The sequence below is a fragment of the Paraburkholderia dipogonis genome (assembly GCF_046027395.1).
In the GTDB taxonomy this organism is placed as follows: Bacteria; Pseudomonadota; Gammaproteobacteria; order Burkholderiales; family Burkholderiaceae; genus Paraburkholderia; species Paraburkholderia dipogonis_A.
In genome coordinates this window covers 22,348-43,351 of the sequence record NZ_JAQQEG010000042.1, presented here as the reverse complement: position 1 = coordinate 43,351, position 21,004 = coordinate 22,348, and the positions used below count along the sequence as shown (strand labels likewise).

Here is a 21,004-nt window from a genome sequence, read left to right as displayed (position 1 = left end):
TTGCATATTGATTTACGAAGACAATCAGCGATGAACAAGATAAAGGTCGGGGTTCTCGTCGACGACATTGCGTTGCCGGCCTGGGTGAATCACATGCTCGGGCAGATTGCCGCTGAGGAGGGCATGGAGCTCGCCCTTGTCGTCAAATATGCCTATAAACGGCGGCCGGAAAGGAAAGTCGCTTTGCAGGCCAGTCCGTGGCTGTTGTCGCTGTGGATGGCGCTCGACAAGCGGCTCGTCAAGGTTAGACATGACGCGTTCAGGACCGAGCCGCTGGCCTCGAGGCTGCCGGGTATCCCGACCTTGAATGTCGAGGTGGAGAGCCGGGAATGCGGTGATCATCTGGAAGCTCGCGATCTGGCAAATATCGCGGCATATGGCATCACCGTATTCCTGCAGCTGGGCTCGCTGCGGCCGTGCGGCGAGATCTTCGATACGGCTTCCTGCGGCATCTGGTCTTATCGGCATGGTGATGAAGTTATCGAACGTGATGGACCCGTTGGCGTGTGGGACATTCTTCTCGACCGGGCAACGACGGCGTCCGCCTTGCAGTTTCAGACCCGCGCCGGCGAACGCCCGCACACGCTGCAAAGATCATGGTCGATGACATACCCTGTGTCGATTCACAGGAATCGCAGCCATTGCTACTGGAAGACGCTTTCGTTCGCGCCGAGAAGGTTGCGCGAGCTCAGGCAGATCGGCGAGGAAAACTTCAGGCTGAAGTATACGAAGGCTGATACGCCGCCGGCGTTCTATTCCGGGGGCAAAGTCGCCGAGCCGACCAGCGGGGCCTATGGCAAGTTCATCGGCCAGTTGTTGGCGCGAACCGTCGCAAAGAAGGCCAGCGGGCTGCGCAAGTTCGAACAGTGGATGCTGCTGTATCACTTCGGCGAGAACGGTCATCTTCCTGACCGTCTTTTCGAGTTCAAGCAACTGGTGCCTCCCAAGGACCGCTTCTGGGCAGACCCGTTTGTCGTCGAAAGACATGGCGAGTATGCGGTCTTCATCGAAGAACTCGAATATTCGAAAAACAGGGGGCATCTGTCGGTTATCCGTTTCGATGCAAACGATCAACCGGTCTTGCCTCCCGTGAAGATACTGGAGCGGCCTTATCACCTGTCTTATCCTTTCATGCTGGAGGACGGCGGTGAACTCTACATGATTCCGGAGACGAACGAGAGCAAGGCCATCGAGCTTTATCGGTGCACGCGGTTCCCGGATCAATGGGAACATGTCATGAACCTGATGGATGACGTCATGGCGGTCGACACGACGATCTGGCGTCACGACGGCAAATATTGGCTGTTTGCCTGCATGCGGGAAAACGAGCACGCACCGCTGTCCGATGAGTTGTTTCTGTTCTGGTCCGATTCGCTGTTGACGCAGGACTGGCATCCTCATCCGTGCAACCCGATCGTGTCGGATATCAGAACTGCCCGCCCCGCAGGGAACATCTTCGAACACGAGGGGCAGTGGTATCGACCCGCGCAGGATTGCAGCGGTAAATACGGGCGCGCATTGTCGTTTCAGCGTATCGACGTAATCGACGAGACGACCTACAAGGAGACGCCGGCCAGCCGGATAGAAGCAAACTGGGACGCGAGCATAGATCGCGTGCACACGTTCAATCGGGCGGGGAGATTGACCCTCATCGACGGGATGAAAACTCGCGGTAAATAGTCGCTCATTGCCTTAGCCGGGATTTCGCGTTAGATCTCCTGGCGATACTGCATCCCGGCGGACCGTACAACGCCTTCGCGGCAGCGAGTCATCAAGCAGGGTCGTGACTGCCCATAGCGGATCCTGCATGCGGGACTATTGAGGCGCACAGCCCCGCGTGACGCCGGGGCTGTCAGCATTCACATCCATCTATATCACGGCGTTCTCTTCCGTCCGGACGGCCCATGAATCTCGGGCGAGTCTGCGTGGGCGCTATCGGCATCGTCGCTAGTAACCGACCGCCGTGCATGAGTCGACCCATGGCGCCATTCAGGCGCGGCATGAGCCTTCCTCTTCCTGCTTGCGACCGGCTTTTCGTATTCCTCTCGCTCTCGTATTGCGCCGTTGTGAACCAGCGCACAAAGGAAGAGTACGACGAGGAGCCATACCGAAACTATAAGAATAATTGTTGTTAATGTGATCATGGCGAGCCTGCTTATTGGAATCGATTGATGGGCGCGAACGACTGTGGAGCGTTCAATCCAGGCGATTCAACCTGGTGCCTTATAATTACCGATCGCCACTTTGGTCTCCCCTCTTTTTAATGTATTTGATTCCGATGTTGGCGCTAAAGGCGCAGCCCTTCTGCGGCGCTGCGCACACTCAAATCAAACTGCGCTGGAATGCGCGGACAATACGCAACGCGGCTAATGGGCAATGATCCCGGAGTGGTGAGCGCCGCGACGGGCATATTCTCAGGAATGGGCTGCTGGCTGCGGCGTAACGGACGCCGGCATGTGATGTACAGTGCGGAGCACATCGTCGCCGCTGGACCGCTCCGGACGCTTTTGCCTGCAAGCCGCTCAGGGGTACATCGCGGGTATGGCGTGTCTTGCTAACAACTTAATGGAGCGTTATAGGAGAAGCAGGGTTGAGCCAGCTAGTCGGTTGTGGCACCCGGAAGTGCCAAAAACGTCCGCATGCAGAATGGCGTGATTAGCTCGCAAACCGTGGGACTGATAAAGCCTGCATCGATCCGCGCTTGCCCTTGACTCACGGAGGTCATATGACTCTTTTGGGCATCATCGGGACGGTTGTTTTCGTCGCGGTTGTCGTGCTCTCGTTGCTGGCGGTGATGGACGTCCTGTTTTCCACGTCCGATAAAAAGAAGATCCTGAAGAACGGTGCTGGAGCGCGAAAATCGAGCGGGCGTCGAAGATGGTTGCGTAAATGAGTCGCTTCGCCTGCTCAACCGTCAGATCGCCCCCGGCCCGCATGTTGCGGTGAAGTGGTTCTCGCACGAAGCGATCCTCTGACCGCACGCTTACGGCGCCCGAATGGGCGGCCCAGCCGTGAGCGCATCCAGATCCAACGCGTTGGCGATTGCTTGCAAGCCCGCTTCGTTCGGATGGAGGTTATCGCCGCTGTTATAGGCCGGCAGTAAAACAGCGGGATTGGCAGGGTCGCTGACTGCCTTCGCCTGATCGAGTACCGCATCGCAGCCGCTAGTCGAACTCAGGATGAATGCGTTCACGTCCTGACGCGCAGCTTCGACGCTGCCCGTCGCGCCAAACGGCGTCAGCGTAGAGCAGATCGCCTTGATGTCGGCGCGATGCGCGCGCTCGATGAGCTGTCGCAATGCGCCGATCAACTGGGCAGACGTGGAGGGTCTGTCGGTGTTCAGATTGTTGATTGCATCGTCCGAGATGACCACCCATTTCGCGCCCGGTTGTTGGAGCACGTCGCGATTGAATCGTCTGAGACCAGCCTGTCCGGCGCTATTGGTGAAGAAGTTGTTTCCGCTGATGCCCTGGTTGAGCACGCCCACGGTCATGCCGGCCTGTTGCAGCCGTATTGCGAGGCGATTGGGCCAGCGCCGGTTGCCATTGACGCTCGACGCGAGGCCGTCGGTTATAGAGGCGCCAAACGCGACGACAGTGCCCGTTGCCGCCTCGTTCTGCACGTCGAGATTCGTCAAGAAATAGTAGGACTGGCCGCCTGGGGAGATCGTGGTCCCGCCGGGAAAGGCCGGGTCGGCGCCAACGTCGCCAGCGGCGATATAGAGGTCTTGCAGGCCGTCGACGTGGCCTGTCGAACGCGGCGGAGTCCGCACGGGTAGATAGAGGCTGATGGCGACATCGGCAAGCGGCGGGACCTCGAACGCGATCGGGTCACTCACGACCGAAGCGCCCACGGGAATCGTGACGTTCCGCTGACCGCCGAACGTGACGGCGCGATCGCTGCCGGCCACCGTGTTTTGACCTCGCGCGCGCCGCGCGATTTGAGCTTCGCCGATTACCAGGGGCTCGGAGCCGAAAAGATTCGACAGATGGATTCGCGCCGATGTTCCGCCGATGCTGGTGCGCACAATCTGCCGCAACGTCTGATTATTGAAGCCGTCATCGTCCGTGATGGATGGCGAAACGGACCAGGTGCCTATCCAGGGTGCGGGCGTCCCGATGCCTTGCGCACGATAGCTGGTTGTATCAGGCAGCACGATGGAGATGACCAGGACCGTTTTCAGAAACGCCGGAATCCATTGTTTCACATTCTTCCCCTCGTGGAACGCCGAGCAGGGGACACGAAGCCGGCCATCTGGCGAAGAACGGATGTTGCAATCTCTTTTGCAACCGCACCGCCCAATGTTGTTATCGTGCAGCGCATGAGCCTCATCCTCTTTCTGGTTCGATCGTTTCCGGTCGATTGGATCGTTCTTTGCACAGGCGTTCGGTACGCTAGATAACACAGTGCGAAGCGGCGAGCGAACTAAACTCACCTGCTCGCAACGAACCGGCATTTAAAGGATCGCACCGCGAGACGTTGCATTGCGGCGCATGTAATTTTGTGTGAGGTCGCACATAGCATCGTTGCGTCGCGCAGTAATCTGTTCCCGAGAGAACGGTGCTCATGGTCAAGCACAAGGCATTGTCGGAATGCGACTGGTCGCCGGCGGCTGCCGGCAGGCAGATAAATACTTATAAAAGCTTTGTTCCAATACGGGTGCGCGGATGAATCACGAGAGGGTCGTCGGGGCGAGCATGCGCATGTATGCGCGCGAACCCCTATTTCAGAACTTGCCGGAGCGCGTCGCTCAATCGCGCATGTCACGCTTCACCGCGGCGCTGGAGAGCTTCACCGGCGAGCGTTTCGCGGACTATCCAGAACTGCATGCCTACTCGACGCGCGAATCCCGCCGGTTCTGGCAGTGCTTTCTGCAGTGGACCGGAGGAATGGAATGGGGCGGTAGCATGGAACCGGCCTGCGTCGGCGACGAATGCGAGACCGCGCGTTTTTTTCCGGACGTCGAGCTGAATTACGCGCAAAGCGTTCTTGGGCGAAAGATTGCGCCGGACGAGTCGCCGGCACTCACCGCTCGTTATGCCGACGGCCGCCGCGAAACGATGACGCGCGGCGATCTGCGCGACCGGGTCGCGCGCCTTGCCTATTCGCTCAGCGAGCTCGGTCTGCGGCCGGGTGACCGCGTGGTCGCGATGATGCGAAATGACGCAGAGGCAATCATCACGGCACTCGCGGTGACGGCGGTTGGCGCGACGCTATCCACTGCGGCGCCTGAAACCGGCGTGCAGGCGATCCTCGACCGCTTCGAACCACTCGAGCCGCGCATGCTGTTTGCGCACACGACGCAGCGCTCATTCGATACGGCCGGCTCGATCGCTGCGCACGTCGCTGCGGTGGCCGCGGCGTTGCCGACGCTCACCGACGTCATCTGCCTGGATGAAACGCCGCTGCCGAGCACCGTCAGCCAACCTCAGCACTCGTTGCGCGATCTCATCGTTCATGGTGACGCCGCACGGTTCGAATGGCGGCGTTTTCCGTTCAATCATCCGCTTTTCATCATGTTCTCGTCGGGCACGACGGGAAAGCCCAAGTGCATCGTGCACGGCGCTGGCGGGACATTGCTCGAACATCTGAAAGAGCATCAATTGCACAGCGACCTGGGTCCGGGTGACAAGCTGTACTTTCATACGAGTTGCTCGTGGATGATGTGGAACTGGCAGTTGTCGGTGTTGGCTTCAGGCGCCGAGATCGTCACGTACGACGGACCGGTTACGGAAGTCGACACACTTTGGCGGCTGGTTGCCGATGAGCGCGTAACCGTGTTCGGCACGAGTCCCGCCTATCTGAAGATGTGCGAGGACGCGGGCCTGAAACCCGGCGAGCAGTTCGGGCTGGATGCGCTGCGCGCGATGATGTCGACGGGCGCCGTGCTCTACGACTCGCAGTTCGAATGGGTGCGCTCATACGTCAAGCCGCTGCAGCTCCAATCGATTTCCGGAGGCACCGATATCATCGGCTGCTTCGTGCTCGGCAACCCGAATCTGCCGGTGTATGCAGGCGAAGCACAGTGCAAGAGTCTCGGCCTCGATGTGCAGGCGTGGAACGAGGGCGCACTCACCTCCATGACCGGCGAGCTGGTTTGCGTCAATGCGTTTCCGTCGCGCCCACTTGGCTTCTTCGGCGACGCGGACGGCTCCCGCTTTCACTCCGCCTATTTCAAGGCGAACCCGGGCGTATGGACGCACGGCGACATCATCGAGTTTTCGGCGCAGGGCTCGGCGCGCCTGCATGGGCGCAGCGACGGCGTGCTGAACGTGCGCGGCATCAACGTGAGTCCCGGCGAGATCTATCGCATTGTCAGCGGCATTAGCGAGATCCATCAATCGATGGTCGTCGCGCAGACCGCCTATGACGCTAGCGGATCAGGCCAGCGCGTCGTGCTGCTGCTCGTATTGCGCCGGGGCGCGAAGATGACCGCCGCACTCGCTTCACGCGTGCGGCGTGAACTGATGCTGCAGGGTTCGGCGGCACTCGTGCCGGACGTGATCGCCGAAGTCGAAGCGCTGCCCGTCACGCATAATGGCAAGGCATCGGAGGCGGCCGCGCGCGATGCCGTGAACGGCCTGCCGGTGCGCAACCTGTCGTCGCTGGCGAACCCCGGGTGCGTCGAGAAGATCAGCGCACATCCCGCGCTGGCCCGCACCCGTCGCGAGTTGCCGGAACCTGGCGAATCGGCCGAGCAGGTGGAAGTCTATCTATGCGCGCTCTGGGAGCAGCTTTTCAGCTTCTCGCCGGTCGGTCTCGACGACAACTTCTTCGAACTCGGCGGCCATTCGCTGCTCGGCGCACAGATGCTCGCCGAAATAAGGCTGGCAACCGGCCGAACCCTGCCGCTTGCGACGCTCATCATCGCGCCGACCATTGCGCGGCTCGCGGCCGTCATCGCGGGAGAGGGCGTGCAGGGCGTGCATCCCAACGTCGTGCCGATGCGTGCGGGGCGCGGGCGGCCTGTCTTCATGCTTCATAGCATCACGGGCTCGGTGATGGAGTGCCTGACGCTGGCCGGTACGCTGGAAAACGAGCGGCCTGTGTACGGCCTGCAGGCGCGCGGGCTCGATGGCGACCAGGAGCCGCAGCGACGTGTCGAGGAGATGGCGAGCGTCTATGTCGAGCAGATGCGCGCGGTGCAGCCGAGCGGTCCGTATGCGCTGGTCGGCTATTCGTTCGGCGGGCTGGTCGCGTTCGAGATGGCGCAGCAGCTTGTCGCGGCGGGCGAGAAGATCGAGTTGCTGTGTTTGCTCGATACCTACGTGGATGAACGCTATTTGCCGTGGCATGCGTGGTTCGGCTTCCAGTGCGAGGTCATGGCGAAGCGCGTACGAGCGTTCCGTGCGCTTTCCGCACGTGGTCGCCTTGCCTATCTGAAGGACAGGGTGTCCGGAGGCGCCGACCGGATTCGCATGCGGCTCGGCAGAATGGCATCCAGGCCAGCAGCCGATACGCAGGGACTGCCGCCGGTACTGCGGCAGGTACGCGAGTCGATGCGCGTCGCGATGGCGACGTATCGTCCGCGCCGCTATCTCGGCAGCCCGATCGTCTACGTGCGCGCGTCCGTCAGGGAGGGCGGGCAGGGCGATCCGCTCCCCGCCTGGCAGCGGGTCGCGGGGGGTGGTCTGCTGGTGAAGAACATCGACGGCGCGCATACTGATCTCGTTGTCGAGCCGAATCTCGCAACGGTGGCGGACACGCTCGCGCGCAAGCTGGCCGGCGCGTAACGGGCGGGTACGTGGTTCGATATCATGTTGGTGTCAACAACCAGGGCTTGGCGGAAAGGCCGGACTGCGCATGAATCACCGTAAAGACAAACGGGGCGCGTCGTTCGTTTCCCGACAAACCGTGTCATGCTTTCGTATCGGAATCGCGCCGGACGAGCAGGGCCGCAAACATGAAGAGACTTTTCGTTTGCTGTGACGGCACATGGAACTCGGAGAGCGACCAGTTTCAGGGCGTGCCCGTTCCAACCAATGTCGTGCGCTTTTTCAACGCATTGAGAGACCACGGCGACGATGGCGTCGAGCAGCTGCGGTACTATCACGTCGGCATTGGCGCTAACGAAGGCCGGGTGCGTCGGCTCGTAGATGGTGCGCTAGGACTGGGCCTCTCCCGTGACATTCGAACCGCGTACAAGTGGCTGTCCGACCACTACGAAGAAGGATCTGAAATCTTTGTCATCGGCTTCTCTCGTGGCGCGTTCACGGCTCGAAGCCTGGTCGGCATGCTTCACCATTGTGGCCTTCCTCGCGAGGCAACCTGGGCGCTGGTGAGGCAGGCATGGAACCTGTACCGGCTCGACCCAAAAATACCAGAAAGCGTCAGCCGGCAGGAACGGTTCCGCATCGAGCATGGCAAACCTCCGCCCATTCGTTTCCTCGGGGTGTGGGAGACAGTGGGCGCTCTCGGCATCCCGGGAATCGTGGACGTATTCGGCTTCGGCAGAAAGCGCTACGAATTTCATGACACGAGGCTGTCGCCGGAAGTTAAGCGCGCGGTACATGCCCTTGCAATCGATGAGCAGCGGAACAACTTCTCTCCAACGTTGTGGGCGGACTCGGATGGTTGCGACCTGACAAGCGTGACGCAAGTGTGGTTCCCTGGTGTGCACGCTGACGTTGGGGGCGGCTACAAGGAGACCGGACTTTCCGATGCCACGCTCAAATGGATGATTTCCGAGGCCGAGCAGTGCGGTGCGGTGTTCGAGTCGGACATGTTGAAGCAGATAGCGCATGCGGACCAGTTGTCGCCATCGGCGATACATGGCGTCCTCCACAACTCGCTCACCGGCTTTTACCGGAGAATCGGCTTTCGCCCTCGATCCTTTCCGTATCTGGCGAAGGGTTCCCGAAGATGTTCTGAATCGATATCGGATCTGACATTGGAACGGCAGGCTAGTCCGCCAATCTTCCAGGCTCCCTATCGACCGAACATAGACCCTGCGGCGGCGGTCCAGGTGAGGGTTTTCGCCAGCTCGTTGTGGAATTGGACAGGTATTTTCATGAAGGAAGGGACGAGCTACCGGTTCAAGGTGCCTGAAGGGCAAGGGTGGCTGAATGGGGACACTCCATCCGGCGCGCAAGGAACGCCAGGTAACTGGATGCAACACCTGTTTGCCTGGTCCAGGCGGGTCAGGGAGGCGAACTGGTTCGAACTCTGCGGTGCAATCTCACATGCGGGGCAACCGGGCACGACAGGCGTGTCACCTCATCCCTTCTACTTCAGAATCGGTAGAGAAGTCGAGATCAAGGCTCCCTACTCGGGCTATCTATATTGCTTCGCCAACGACGCCAGCTGGGCGTATTGGAATAATCAAGGAAGTCTGCGGGTTGAAATAACCGAATCAGGTGGCATGCCGGCTAGCAATGCGGCCGTTGATGGCCTGACTGCACCCGCAACAGCACCCGGAGGTTCGGGAGCGGGTCAACCATCATAACGCGGCCCCCGCGGACTCAGGGCGCTGCCATCCGCATGTTTTTCACACGCTAGCGAAAGCGACCTATCCTTAAAGGATCTCGCGAAGTAATTTCCTGTCTGCTTCCAGCGGAGGTGCGTCATGTCAATCTCAGCCACGCTCCAGGACTGCCTGCGCAGCAAGGGCTCGCAGTACGAAATCGTGCATCATCCATACAGCCATTCCAGCGTCGAAACCGCGGCGGCAGCGCATATTCCGGGCGATCGCCTCGCCAAGACCGTGCTCTTTGAAGACGAGCACGGCTACGTGGCAACCGTGCTGCCATCGACCTACGCCGTGCGGCTGTCCGAGCTTTGGGCAAAGACCGGACGCCATCTCCTGCTAGCCAAAGAGACCGATTTGCGGGAGTTGTTCAAGGATTGCGACGCGGGAGCGCTCCCGCCGGTCTGTACGGCCTATGGCATGCAAACCTACCTTGACGAGAGCCTCGCCCTGCAGCCGGACGTTTATTTCGAGGCCGGCGATCATGAGGAGCTGATTCATATGGACACGGATCAATTCCTGGATCTGATGGACCGTGCCGAGCGAACCCGCTTCGCCCGTCGCATGCAGGGTATGCCAATGTGACCTGCCTGGTTTGCGCAGCGCCGCATAAAGCGCGCTGCGTCACCCAAACCTTTGCGCGAGGCGGATCATGCAACGCAGCGATACGGTCCTGAAGCAGGTGCTGGCAGCCTTCGAGCGCGAATCACACCTGAAGCTTCACAATCATCCCATTCATATGAGTTTCGACGACGGTGCCTTGATCGTGGCAGGCGAGGTGCCGGATGTCGCATCCAAGAAGCGCCTGATTCAGTTGACCCGGGTACACAGCAACGGCGAACCTCTGGTCGACCAGTTACGTGTCACCGCCAACCCGCCGGTCGCTGATGGCGAGTTGCGCACACGTATCGGTGAACGGCTCGCTCAGGCGATGGATTTCCGCAACTGTGTGATCTGTGTACGCGTGAAGGGCCAGCTCGAAGTGCTGCGCGGCACCATGGACGAAGCGGGCAACGACGGCAGCGGCGTCATCGAGATTACGGTCAAGGACGGCGTGGTGACCTTGACGGGGCAAGTGATCAGCCTGTCTCACAGGCGCCTGGCGAGTGTGACTGCCTGGTGGGTCGGCGGCTGCCGCGACGTGGTGAACCTGCTGGAGTTGGTGCCCGCCGAAGCGGATGGCGACGATGAAATGTCCGACGTCCTGAACCTCGTGCTCGAAACCGATCCACGCGTGCGCGCCGGGCAGATCACCGTCAACGTGGAAAACCACCGGATCACGCTAGCCGGTTGGGTGGCGACCGAAGCCGAAAGCCGGCAGGCGGAACAGGACGCCTGGTGCATGGATGCTATCGGGGGCGTCGTCAATCGTATTCAGGTGCGTGCCTTGATCTGACTGCAGGCCCGGAGGAAATGAGTTCGCGCAAGAGCCGGCCGTTGCGACTTGTGATGCATGGCGGCGGTATTGTGTCGGGGCTCGATGTATCGCGCGCGAAAACGCAACTGTCGCCGACGGAATCTGCCACCGCCGCTCCCTAATGGTGACGCCTGTTCTAGCGATTAAACCCTCACGAGCAACTTGCCGACGTTGCCGCCTTCGAACAGGCTATTCAGCGCAGCAGGCAGTTGCTCGAATCCATCGACGAAAGTTTCCTTGAATACGATGTCACCGCTCTTAACCCAAGGCGCCACTTGCGCCACCATTTCGTCCATACGATTGACGTAGTCTCTTGCCAGCACACCCTGGATGGTGGCGCGTTGAAAGAGCATGTGTTGTAGAAATCGTGGGCCCACGTCCGGCGTGTCCAAACCACCGTCGTATTGGCTGATCGCTCCGCAGATCACGATCCGGGCGCGGCGCTTGATAAGAGGGATTACCGCATCCGTGATCGGGCCTCCGACATTGTCGAAATAAACGTCCACCCCTCCTGTAGCCTCGAGCAGCGCGCTTGACAAGTCTTCGTGTGTCTTGTGTTGACGATAATCGACCGCGCGATCCAGCTTCAGTTCGTCGAGCAGGAACCGGCATTTGTCCGGACCGCCAGCAATGCCGACGACCTTGCAGCCCGCCTTTTTCCCGAACTGCGCAACCAGCGAGCCGACGGCCCCAGCGGCACCGGAAACAACCAGCGTATCGCCAGGGCGCGGTCGGCCGGCTTCCGTGAGGCCAAACCAGGCGATACGTCCCGGCATGCCGAGTACACCGAGTGCCGTAGAAACCGGTGCGCTTGCCGGATCGAGTTTGGTAAGTTCGCTGTGATGGCACCGCGCATATAACTGCCAACCCGAATAAGTCGATACCCAATCGCCCTTGGCGAACAGGGGGCTCGCCGACTCGACCACTTCTCCCACTACACCGGAGCGTTGCACGATGCCGAGGGGATGAGGCACATCGTACGTATTGCGCTCGTGCTGCTGAATGCGAATATACGGATCCACGCTGATGTAGCGTGCGTGAACGATGACTTCGTTCTCCGCCAACGGTCCCGAGATTTCGCTTTCACGAAGCTCATAGTGTTCCGATCCAACGCGACCCGTAGGACGTTTTACGTAGAACCATTGGCGATTCGAATAGGGTGCGTTCATGGATTGGATTTCCGGTGCGAATTGCGATGCGGTGGGAACGATGTACATGAGTCGCGCGCAAGTCTTTGCGATGTTGCTTTGACGGATTCAACAAGGCAAGGCAGCGATCTCAGGCGGCTGGTTTCGTGCAGCGCTATTTTAGTATTATGGACAGCCACCGTCGAATCATCATTGATCTAGCTTGGCAGTAGTTTTTCTACTGCCTGGTCGCGATCGCTTCGCTGTCGCTGTTTTCAGTTCATATTGAGCCTGCGTGATCAGCCAGTCTCGCATTGCCCGAATATTTTCCGAGTCGCGCCGGTCCTCGGGATAGACGACGTAATAGCCCAGCGAGAGATGCAGCGCGAAATCGAAGAGACGACACAGGCGGCCTGCAGCGAGATCCCTTTCCACGAGCTGCTCGCTAGTCAGAGCGATGCCTTGGCCCGATATCGCCGCATCGATTGCAAGGGAGGACTGGCTGAATCGAGGGCCTTTTCCCGGATCGACATGTCCCCCCTCGTTCAGGGCTTCAAGAAATTCGGGCCACAGGTCATGTGAATCATGCAGCAAAACGTGACGCTTCAGATCGGACGGCTTCCTCAGTGGTCGTCTTGAGTCGACCAATGAAGGGCTGCAGACAGCATAGATGTCGACCGGAAAGAGTGGATCGGCAACGAGTCCTTTACCAAAAGGCGGCTTGCCGTGGCGGATCGCTATATCGACACCATCACCCTTGAAAGTCGAGAGTTGCTGATCCGCGATCACACGCACTTCAATCGATGGATAAGCGTCCGTAAATGTTGCCAGCCGTGGGATGAGCCATTTCGACGCAAATGAAGGCGTCGTGCTGACCGTCAAACTCGATGCCCGGTGTGCGAGCGCTTCCGTTGCGTTGGCGATGATCGTCAGCGCGCGCTGCACTGATGAGAAGTAAATCGAACCGTCGGTAGTTAGCGCGAGCCCGCGCGGTAGGCGATCGAACAGCTGGAGTCCAAGAACATCTTCGAGATTGCGCACCTGTTGAGCAACCGCACCTTGAGTTACGCCTATTTCCTCTGCAGCGACACGGAAGTTGAGATGACGCGCGGCGGCTTCGAATGCCCGCAGCGCGTTTAAAGGGGGAAGGCGTGGCACGTTGGTGGGGGACGGCATACGGTGGAAAACGACAGCCTTAGAGTAAGCAATGGTTCGACGCGATTGGCGCCCGGCCGCGCTAAGTTAGCATATCGTGCCGCGCGCAGGGACCGGGTGACGAGAGATCGGAGCCGACCTTGCCGGAAATTGTCGGCGATTGGCTGTCCGTTGGCACGAGAGGCAAGAACTTCTGTTTGGAAGCGTTTATTTTCATGGTAGATAGCCGATTCGACAGAACGTTGGCCCGTCAGATCCGTACGTCGCTATTGCAATACCGAAGCACAGAGCTTCGCCAGCCGGTCGTCGAGTGAACGGCCTTGAACATCGATCCGGGCGCTGTGGAACTGGCTAAGTTGAGTCGACGGCTTATCGTACTCGATTGTCGTGCCACCCTGTGCGTTCTCGTAGACCATGATACGCAATGGCGCATACAGTCCCGCCGCCATATTGACGCTGGTCATTTCAGTCGCGGTGAGAACGTTGCCGGTGAAATACTCGGTGCCGTTCTTGCGCTGTCCTTTCAGCACGAGCCAGTCTCCATGCAGCCCAATGTAGTGAATCACAAGACCGTCGTTGCCGGCGGCTTTCTGAAGGGCGGTGCGCAATTCGTCGACCTTGTCCTGCTTCAGCAGCGTGCGGATATGATCGTCAAGTCGACCGAGACGGCTCTCCAGATCGTGTTTGACGGAAGCGTAGGGTTTGCTGGAAGAGACGGTCACGTGATCGATAATCGTCTTTGTTTCCGATACCTCGACGCTCGCCGCCATCGCGGGCGCGCAGAACACGTTCATGCCGATCGTAGCAACGGCGGCCGTAGACAATGCAAGTCGTGAAGCGGCAGTACGCAGGTTAATCACGGGATGTCTCCTTGTTGGACAGGTAGGTGGATTGCGCTCTCTCACGTCAGTGTTCCGACGCGGCTTCCGCTCCAAGGCCGCTTAGCATTCGAAGTTGCTGAGCATCGAAGGAAGCGTCGCCGGCGTTCTGACGTGTCGTGAGCGATCCGATCCAGCCCGCGATAAAACCCACCGGAATGCTGAACAGACCGGGATTCGAGAGCCAGAAAGGCGGGGTGGAATCTTTGAAGATGAGTCCTTTCGCTCCGATGACGGCCGGCCCCAGCAGCACGAGGCCAATCGAGGAAAGGGTACCGGCGAGCACGGCGGCCACTGCGCCTCGATCCGTAAAGCGCCGCCAGTACATCGAGAAGAGAACCACGGGCAAGTTTGCGCTTGCCGCGATGGCGAACGCGAGCCCAACGAGAAACGCGACATTGAACGTCTTGACGAGCAGCGCGAGTCCCATGGCGACGATACCGAAGACTATCGTGGCGATCTTCGCGATCACGACCTGCCGACGCTCCTTGTCGCGAGACGCCGAAAAGAGATGGCCGAAGATGTCGTGGGAGATGGTCGAGGCCGAGGAAATCATGATGCCCGAGACGACCGCAAGAATCGTCGCGAAGGCTATTGCCGAAACGCAAGCGAGCAGGAGTTCGCCGCCAGCGGAGCCAGCGCCGCCACCGAGTGTCGTGGCGAGCAGGGTGATGGCGCTGTTTCCTGAACTATGTGTCGCGAGAATCGCCGCCGGTCCCACGATCGCGGTCGCGGAAAATCCGAGCACAATCATCATTACCGCAAACGAGGTCATCACTATCAGGCCGATTTTCGCGGACTTTCTCGCCGCGACGGCGGACGGCACCGTGTAAAACCTGGTCATGACGTGCGGCAGGCCCGCTGTGCCCAACGCCAGGGCGAGCGTGAGTGACAGCGTATCCAGCGGATCCTTGAAGTAGCCGCCCGGCACAAAGTACTGCGCTGGATGCAGCGATGACAGCCGTGCCTTATTGAACAGCGCGCCCACGTCGAAGGAGAAATGCGCCAGAGCAAGCAGCACGAGCACCGCGCCGGCGGTCCAGACGAGGACGGCCTTGACGATCTGCACGTAAGTCGCGGCCACCATTCCGCCGAACAGCACATACGCGATCATGAGTACGCCGATCAGCACGATCGCGGCGTTGGTGCCGATCGGCAATAGCAGGCTGGCCAGCGCGCCACCGCCAACGAGTTGCGCGAGTAGATAGGCTAACGAAATGATCAGTGAAGAACCCGATGTGGCCGCTCGAACGCCGCGGCTGCGCAGACGGAGTGCGACCACATCGGAGAGGGTGTATTTGCCGCAGTTTCTGACCGGCTCGGCGACGATCAGCATGATCATGATCCATCCGGCGATGAAGCCGACCTGATACACGATGCCGTCGAATCCGAACAGGGAAACGAGTCCCGTCACACCGAGAAACGATCCGGCGGACATGAAGTCTCCAGCCAGCGCGAGGCCGTTCTGAAACGGCGACAGATTGCGTCCGGCCACGAAAAATCCGGAGGTTCCGCGCGATCGGCGAGCACTCCATCCGGTCAGAATCAGGCTGAGCCCGATAAATCCCACGAAGGCGATGATTCTGAGCCCGCCATGACTGATCAGATTATTCATGTCCATCACCGTTCGATTGTGCAAACGCGCTGCGAAGCAGTTCGGCCGCTTTCGGGTCGTAGGCTCGCTCGGCCCATGCGCAGTAACCCCAGAAAGTGGCGATCGTGAGCGCGAACTGAAGAACTACCGCGAGCAGTCCAAGGTTGAGCTCACCATAGACGGATAGGGACATCGCGCCAGGAAACTCCAGTACTGCGATCAAGAGGCCGAAATAGATTCCCAGTGAGGTATAAAGCAACGACCATACGAAACGGTTGCGAAACTTTGCCAGCGCTTGGGTCTTTTCGGCGAGGAACAGGCCGGATGATCTGACTTTCGTCACGTTTTGCCTCTCGAACTCCGCGTTGATTGATTCCATTGATTGCATGTCAGGTCTCCTCCGTTATGGTGTTCATGGCAGACATCTGAAGCGGCTTAATCACTAGAGTTTTGCTGGCAAGACTTCGCCGCGACTCTCTCCAAATCCGATTCGTGCAAAGCCTGGTTTCTCACAGTAGCCGCGCAGGATAATGGCGTCGCCATCCTCCACGTAGCTGCGCTTTTCACCCGTACTCAGCGTGACCGGCTCGCTTGTGTTGCGTGCAAGTTCCATCAGCGCGCCCGCTTCCGATTTCTCCGGACCTGAAATGGTGCCGCTGCCAAGCAGGTCTCCCGGACGCAGATTGCAGCCGCCCACGGCGTGATGCGCGACCATCTGTGCGACGCTCCAATACTGATGCTTGAAACTCGTGAGAGAGAGTTGCGACGCCGGGAGATGGTCAGCTCTATGGCGGGCAGACTCTATCCAGACTTCCAGCTGAATATCGATGGCGCCCGTGGTGCTGTTCCGGTCGGAATCCAGATAAGGCAGCGGCTTTCCATCCGTGTCCGGGCGTGAGAGGGGAAGTCTGAACGGCGCCAGTGCTTCCATGGTCACGATCCACGGCGAGATCGTGGTGGCAAAGTTCTTTGCCAGAAACGGCCCTAATGGCTGCATTTCCCAAGCCTGAATATCGCGAGCGGACCAGTCGTTGAGCAGACATAGTCCGAATACATGACTGTCGGCCTGATCAAGGTCGATCGGCTCGCCAGCCGCATTGCCTTGTCCAATGTAAATGCCGAGTTCGAGCTCGTAGTCCAGCTTGCGCGACGGCGAGAAAATAGGCGTTTCTTCGCCCGGGAGCATGATTTGACCCGCTGGGCGTCGGAACCGCTGACCACTTGGCCCGATGCTCGAAACTCGGCCGTGGTATGCAATGGGTATCGATTTGAAGTTGGCGCCCACACCGCTCAGGCCGAGTAGCTTGCTGATGTTGGTCGCGTGATGAATCGAGGTGTAGAAATCCGTATAGTCGCCGATCTGCGCAGGCAGACTGTATTCCACTTCCGCTAGCGGGACCAGACACGCCTCGATCGCCGCGCGATCGTCCGAAGGGGCGCGCTCGTGAAGCGCCGCGAATAGCGCATGTCGCAATGCGCGCCATGCGGACGGACCCATCGAAAAGAAGGTGTTGAGCACGGGTTGGGCGCACGCCCGCGCAGCCTCGCCCGCGATTCCATGCAGACCGGCACGAGACGCCCAGGCGGCGATGTCGATGACCTGATCGCCGATTGCGACCGCGCCCCGAAACGCCTCAGCGGAATTCCTTCTGCGCAAGACTGAAAACGGCAGGTTCTGGATTGGGAAGTCAGACGCCGGTGCATTGGCGGACTCGACCCAACTGCGCGCAGCGGGATCATGAGTCTGATTCAGAGTGGGTTGCATGTTCGCCTCGATTCATTCGGGTAAGGTGCGAGCCGCTCGCGCAATGGCATCTACGTTCAGTCGAACGGGCGCGTGGGGCTGTGCCTGCTGAGAAGGATTCCGCGTTCCTGCAAATCGCGAATGTACGCCGCGCTGAGCTTGCGCTCGGAGAGCACCTCGGCGTTATGCTCGCCCTGGAAAGCGGGGCTGCCCGGCTGCGGCAACTCGGACTGGCTGAAATGCCACGGCGCGCCGGGCATGCGTGTCGTGCCGCCCGATCTGTCGTCTACATCGACTAGCGCACCCCATTCCTGCACCCACTCGGAATCGGCGAACTCGTTGACGCTTCGGACCACGCCAATTGCCAATCCCGCTTCGCTGACCTGCGTCTGAAGCAGATCCAGGTCGTTGAACGTGAGAATCCACGCGCGGACTTCGGCCAGCAAATCAGCAATGTTTTGCCGCCGCAAAAGCGCCGTGCCGAAGCGGGGGTCACTCAGCAAATCGTTACGGCGCATCATTGCGCAGTAACGCGAAAACATCGGCGTGTAGATCGGGCTGCCCGCGATGGTGAGTTGGCGTCCATCGGGCAAATCGAAGATGTGCGAATCGGGCGCCGAGAGAATGATCGGCTCGCCCTCCGTATCGATTTCCGACAGTTGTGCGCCCACGCGTTCGTTCACCGATAGCATGGTGGCAGCCATCGAGACGTCGATGTGTTGCCCCTCGCCGGTTCGCGCGCGATGCTGAAGCGCGGCCAGAATGCCGATGACGCCGTGAAGCCCGGTGTACATGTCGGCGTGGCTGCATGCGTCGTTACGGACCTCGGTGAGCGCATCGCCGAAATGGTTCTGGACGATGTCGGTCAGTCCCGACTCGGCTTGCACGGTCGGCGCGAACGCCGGACGGTTTCGCCAGGACGTCGATTGTCCATAGCCACTCAAGGAGGCGTAGATCACGGACGGGTTGAAGTCGCGCACCTGCTCATAGCCGAGTCCAAACCGGTTCAGCGTCCCGGGACGAAAATTCTCGACGATGATGTCCGCGTCCCGGCACATGTCGACCATGATCGAGCGTGCCTCCGGGAAGTTGAGATCGAGGCTCACGTTGCGCTTGCCGGCGTTCTGCTGCACGTAATACAGCGACATGTCGCCGATATGCGGCATGCTCACGCGGCCGATATCGCCGGAGGGCGGCTCGATCTTGGTCACGATGGCGCCGAGATCGAGGAGCGTTTTGGTGCAGTGCGGTCCGGCCAGCACTCGCGTGAAATCGATCACGCGAATACCTTCGAGCGGTGCGGACATGATCAGTCTCCCTTGAATTCGGCGGTTGCGGGGCCGGTCGAAAAGAACGAAGCGAAACCTCGTTCGCGATCGCCCGTCTGCCAGATCATGTTGTTGAGGTTGATCTGTTCCAGGTCCGCGCTGCGCACGCCGCCGTTGGCAGCAAGATTGGCCTGCTGCTTGATGCCGTAGAGGACCTTGGTCGGGCCTGCTGCCAGTTGCCGGGCGAACGACATGGCGGCAGTCTGGAGTTCGGCTTCGGGCACGACGTGATTGATGATGCCCCAGCGTTCAAATGCTTCCGCTGGGTGCCGCCGTCCAATCAACGCGATTTCCTTGGCCCGCACGACGCCCGCTCGCTGCACGAGTCTTTGCGTGCCGCCGAGCAGGGGAATGAGACCAACGATGTTCTCGACCTGGCCGAAGTAGGCCGTGTCCGCGGCAACGATCATGTCGCAAGTCAGCGCCAGTTCGAGGCCACCGCCAAGCGCGGCGCCGTGCACGGCGGCGAGTGTCGGGACCGGTGCGTTCTCGAGCACGTCGAGGAACTCGAGGAATTGATCGGCGTTGTGCTGGATCACCGTCTTGCCATCGGTAAATGAGCTCATTTCCGCGCCTGCGGAAAAGTGCCGCATGTCGCTTTTGAGCACGATCGCTCGGGCGCCGTTGGCGACTACGCCGCGATACGCGGCGAGCAAATCCGCGATCATCGCGTCGTCGATCAGGTTGTGCGGTGGCTTGCCTAATGAAACGATTCCGACGGCGCCATCCATTTCAATCTTTACTGTGGTCATGGTTCTCTCTGCAATGTGCGATAGGCGAAGCAAAGGCTACGGCCTTTGAGCAGCGCTTGCGGCGCTGCACGCGAGTGGAAGTGTCGGCCGACGAGTCCGTCGCCGATGTGTTACGCCGAAGCCGCTGCGGCTCGAATCGACGCAGCGTGTTGCGTCGCCGCATGGAGGGGGTCGATTGCGCCATCCATGGGTTCCGGATAGGCCTTGATCAGGGTTGTCACCAGTGCCGCAACGTGGCTGACTGAGGGCTTCATGGCTTGTCTCCATCTGGTTTTCGGCTTGCGCCGTTGATGGTTACTATCTCAGCGCGCTCATTGGGCAGCAACGTCCAACAATGCCAATTGCCGCGTCAAAGTGTGCCAACCGCACTCGACCAAGATCGGAAAAATGTGCGAGCATGTCCGCAACTGGAGTGAGACATATCGTGCGACCACCGAAAATAATCACGCCGCTACATCCGGATCTCGACGCACCGACGCAGAGTCTTCTGGGCTTGGCCGCGCTTGCCGCCGAACTGGCCGCGGAGGGCGTTTCCGTCAACAAACTGTTCGCGAATACGGGCGTCCATGCGAAACAGTTGGAGGATTCGCAGGCGAGAATTTCGCATCGTCAGCGCCTTGCCATTTATCGAAACGCCCAGCGGCTTGCAACAAGAGCCGATGTTGGATTGCTCGCGGGTGCGCGTCAGAGGATCAGTGACTTCGGCATATATGGCTACGCCATGGTCAGCAGTACGACCTTTGGAGACGCCCTGAAATTCAGCGTCGAAAATGTCAGGATGGCCGGCGCGGTTTTGCAGATCAGCTATTCCACCGAGGGGGATACCGGCATTCTGAGCAGCCACGGACTCGCTTCGCTCGGCGACATGTTGCCGTTCGTTGCCGAATTCTGGCGAAGCTCGATGACGGTGTTATTCAGCCGGGTGCTGGAAGCGCCATTTCCGTCGAAGCGGATGGTCATGGCGTATCCGGCGCCGCCACATTGGCGAAATTACGAAAGGATGTTCGACTGTCCCGTGGAGTTCGGCGCCGATACGATGGAGTGGCATTTCGACGTGCATGTACTGGACCGTCCATGCCCGAATGCGAATCCGATCACTGCGCAAATCTGCCAGCAACTTTGTGATCGCATTCTCGAAGAACGGGATGGCATTCCCGAACTTCCGCGGCAAATCCGCATGGCCTGCCTGAACGCGCCGGGCGTGTTCCCATCCGCCGAGAAGATGGCCGCGCAACTCGGCATGTCACTGCGAACCTTGCATCGACGGCTGGCCGACGACAACTACTCGTATCAAACCTTGTTGAACGATGTTCGCCGCTCGCTCGCTATCGAATTTCTGGAAAATACGAGGCTTCCCATTGATCAGGTCGCCGAGCGCATTGGATTTTCGGATGCGGCGAGCTTTCGCCGGTCTTTCAGGAAGTGGACTGGAAATTCGCCCAGCCTGTACCGGAAGGGAATGGGCAAGGACGGGTGAGGGGGCGCTGTCACATCAAAGCATTGGGCTCGAAATAGTTCGGTAGACTAACGTTTACTCAAAACC

General features: G+C 59.7%; 17 protein-coding genes. 7 read left to right on the top strand and 10 right to left on the bottom strand.

Annotated elements, in window-relative coordinates:
• Nucleotides 1-30: 30 nt before the first annotated feature.
• Both PQR32_RS33415 and PQR32_RS33410 read left to right on the top strand, forming a co-directional pair.
• A complete protein-coding gene (locus PQR32_RS33415; protein WP_408237394.1) occupies nucleotides 31-1,680 on the top strand; it encodes a glucosamine inositolphosphorylceramide transferase family protein in 1,650 nt (549 codons plus the stop codon).
• 1,045 nt (nucleotides 1,681-2,725) lie between these two features.
• Nucleotides 2,726-2,893: a hypothetical protein gene (locus PQR32_RS33410; RefSeq protein WP_408237391.1), complete on the top strand. Its 168-nt coding sequence runs from the start codon at nucleotides 2,726-2,728 to the stop codon at nucleotides 2,891-2,893.
• 90 nt (nucleotides 2,894-2,983) lie between these two features.
• Here the strand turns inward: PQR32_RS33410 and PQR32_RS33405 are convergent, their stop codons facing one another.
• Nucleotides 2,984-4,456, bottom strand: coding sequence for a GDSL-type esterase/lipase family protein (locus PQR32_RS33405; protein ID WP_408237388.1), 1,473 nt, complete (start codon nucleotides 4,454-4,456; stop codon nucleotides 2,984-2,986).
• 304 nt (nucleotides 4,457-4,760) lie between these two features.
• Here PQR32_RS33405 and PQR32_RS33400 point away from each other — a divergent pair, with 304 nt between their 5' ends.
• From PQR32_RS33400 to PQR32_RS33385, 4 genes are all read left to right on the top strand, one after another.
• Nucleotides 4,761-7,733, top strand: coding sequence for an acetoacetate--CoA ligase (locus PQR32_RS33400; protein ID WP_408237385.1), 2,973 nt, complete (start codon nucleotides 4,761-4,763; stop codon nucleotides 7,731-7,733).
• Between the two features lie 170 nt (nucleotides 7,734-7,903).
• Entirely contained in the window at nucleotides 7,904-9,445 is a 1,542-nt protein-coding gene (locus tag PQR32_RS33395; protein WP_408237382.1) for a T6SS phospholipase effector Tle1-like catalytic domain-containing protein, read from the top strand.
• A gap of 120 nt (nucleotides 9,446-9,565) precedes the next feature.
• Nucleotides 9,566-10,051: an aminoacyl-tRNA deacylase gene (locus PQR32_RS33390; protein WP_408237379.1), complete on the top strand. Its 486-nt coding sequence runs from the start codon at nucleotides 9,566-9,568 to the stop codon at nucleotides 10,049-10,051.
• A 67-nt stretch (nucleotides 10,052-10,118) separates the two neighbouring features.
• Complete coding sequence (locus PQR32_RS33385) at nucleotides 10,119-10,862, top strand: BON domain-containing protein (RefSeq protein WP_408237376.1); 744 nt, start codon at nucleotides 10,119-10,121, stop codon at nucleotides 10,860-10,862.
• A 164-nt stretch (nucleotides 10,863-11,026) separates the two neighbouring features.
• Here PQR32_RS33385 and PQR32_RS33380 read toward each other — a convergent pair whose 3' ends face one another.
• The 9 genes from PQR32_RS33380 to PQR32_RS33340 all read right to left on the bottom strand — a co-directional run bounded on the left by PQR32_RS33380 (nucleotide 11,027) and on the right by PQR32_RS33340 (nucleotide 19,715).
• Nucleotides 11,027-12,052: an NADP-dependent oxidoreductase gene (locus PQR32_RS33380; RefSeq protein WP_408237373.1), complete on the bottom strand. Its 1,026-nt coding sequence runs from the start codon at nucleotides 12,050-12,052 to the stop codon at nucleotides 11,027-11,029.
• 168 nt (nucleotides 12,053-12,220) lie between these two features.
• On the bottom strand, nucleotides 12,221-13,186 hold the full coding sequence (gene gcvA / locus PQR32_RS33375; protein WP_408237370.1) for a transcriptional regulator GcvA: 966 nt from the start codon (nucleotides 13,184-13,186) through the stop codon (nucleotides 12,221-12,223).
• A 245-nt stretch (nucleotides 13,187-13,431) separates the two neighbouring features.
• On the bottom strand, nucleotides 13,432-14,070 hold the full coding sequence (locus PQR32_RS33370) for a DUF302 domain-containing protein (RefSeq protein WP_408237367.1): 639 nt from the start codon (nucleotides 14,068-14,070) through the stop codon (nucleotides 13,432-13,434).
• A 1-nt stretch (nucleotide 14,071) separates the two neighbouring features.
• On the bottom strand, nucleotides 14,072-15,658 hold the full coding sequence (locus PQR32_RS33365) for a solute symporter family protein (protein WP_408237364.1): 1,587 nt from the start codon (nucleotides 15,656-15,658) through the stop codon (nucleotides 14,072-14,074).
• Nucleotides 15,651-16,025, bottom strand: coding sequence for a DUF485 domain-containing protein (locus PQR32_RS33360; RefSeq protein ID WP_408237361.1), 375 nt, complete (start codon nucleotides 16,023-16,025; stop codon nucleotides 15,651-15,653). Before PQR32_RS33360 ends, PQR32_RS33365 begins: the two co-directional genes overlap by 8 nt.
• Nucleotides 16,026-16,079: 54 nt before the next feature.
• Nucleotides 16,080-17,402: a fumarylacetoacetase gene (gene fahA, locus PQR32_RS33355; RefSeq protein ID WP_408237358.1), complete on the bottom strand. Its 1,323-nt coding sequence runs from the start codon at nucleotides 17,400-17,402 to the stop codon at nucleotides 16,080-16,082.
• Between the two features lie 56 nt (nucleotides 17,403-17,458).
• Nucleotides 17,459-18,688 (bottom strand): CaiB/BaiF CoA transferase family protein, encoded by a 1,230-nt coding sequence (locus PQR32_RS33350; RefSeq protein ID WP_408237355.1) that lies wholly within the window; start codon nucleotides 18,686-18,688, stop codon nucleotides 17,459-17,461.
• Nucleotides 18,689-18,690: 2 nt separating this feature from the next.
• On the bottom strand, nucleotides 18,691-19,461 hold the full coding sequence (locus PQR32_RS33345; RefSeq protein ID WP_408237352.1) for an enoyl-CoA hydratase/isomerase family protein: 771 nt from the start codon (nucleotides 19,459-19,461) through the stop codon (nucleotides 18,691-18,693).
• A gap of 110 nt (nucleotides 19,462-19,571) precedes the next feature.
• Complete coding sequence (locus tag PQR32_RS33340; protein WP_408237349.1) at nucleotides 19,572-19,715, bottom strand: hypothetical protein; 144 nt, start codon at nucleotides 19,713-19,715, stop codon at nucleotides 19,572-19,574.
• A gap of 170 nt (nucleotides 19,716-19,885) precedes the next feature.
• On the opposite strand from PQR32_RS33340, the gene PQR32_RS33335 reads away from it, so the two are divergent.
• Nucleotides 19,886-20,938 (top strand): AraC family transcriptional regulator, encoded by a 1,053-nt coding sequence (locus PQR32_RS33335; protein WP_408237346.1) that lies wholly within the window; start codon nucleotides 19,886-19,888, stop codon nucleotides 20,936-20,938.
• The last annotated feature ends 66 nt before the right edge of the window (nucleotides 20,939-21,004 follow it).

Bases quoted from the DNA above. Each gene is read 5' to 3' on its own strand.
- PQR32_RS33380 (WP_408237373.1), bottom strand. From the start codon at position 12,052: ATGAACGCACCCTATTCGAATCGCCAATGGTTCTACGTAAAACGTCCT.
- PQR32_RS33395 (WP_408237382.1), top strand. From the start codon at position 7,904: ATGAAGAGACTTTTCGTTTGCTGTGACGGCACATGGAACTCGGAGAGC.
- PQR32_RS33390 (WP_408237379.1), top strand. From the start codon at position 9,566: ATGTCAATCTCAGCCACGCTCCAGGACTGCCTGCGCAGCAAGGGCTCG.
- PQR32_RS33360 (WP_408237361.1), bottom strand. From the start codon at position 16,025: ATGCAATCAATGGAATCAATCAACGCGGAGTTCGAGAGGCAAAACGTG.
- fahA (WP_408237358.1), bottom strand. From the start codon at position 17,402: ATGCAACCCACTCTGAATCAGACTCATGATCCCGCTGCGCGCAGTTGG.
- PQR32_RS33365 (WP_408237364.1), bottom strand. From the start codon at position 15,658: ATGAATAATCTGATCAGTCATGGCGGGCTCAGAATCATCGCCTTCGTG.
- PQR32_RS33345 (WP_408237352.1), bottom strand. From the start codon at position 19,461: ATGACCACAGTAAAGATTGAAATGGATGGCGCCGTCGGAATCGTTTCA.
- PQR32_RS33400 (WP_408237385.1), top strand. From the start codon at position 4,761: ATGTCACGCTTCACCGCGGCGCTGGAGAGCTTCACCGGCGAGCGTTTC.
- PQR32_RS33410 (WP_408237391.1), top strand. From the start codon at position 2,726: ATGACTCTTTTGGGCATCATCGGGACGGTTGTTTTCGTCGCGGTTGTC.
- PQR32_RS33385 (WP_408237376.1), top strand. From the start codon at position 10,119: ATGCAACGCAGCGATACGGTCCTGAAGCAGGTGCTGGCAGCCTTCGAG.
- PQR32_RS33350 (WP_408237355.1), bottom strand. From the start codon at position 18,688: ATGTCCGCACCGCTCGAAGGTATTCGCGTGATCGATTTCACGCGAGTG.
- gcvA (WP_408237370.1), bottom strand. From the start codon at position 13,186: ATGCCGTCCCCCACCAACGTGCCACGCCTTCCCCCTTTAAACGCGCTG.
- PQR32_RS33405 (WP_408237388.1), bottom strand. From the start codon at position 4,456: ATGCCGGTTCGTTGCGAGCAGGTGAGTTTAGTTCGCTCGCCGCTTCGC.
- PQR32_RS33340 (WP_408237349.1), bottom strand. From the start codon at position 19,715: ATGAAGCCCTCAGTCAGCCACGTTGCGGCACTGGTGACAACCCTGATC.
- PQR32_RS33415 (WP_408237394.1), top strand. From the start codon at position 31: ATGAACAAGATAAAGGTCGGGGTTCTCGTCGACGACATTGCGTTGCCG.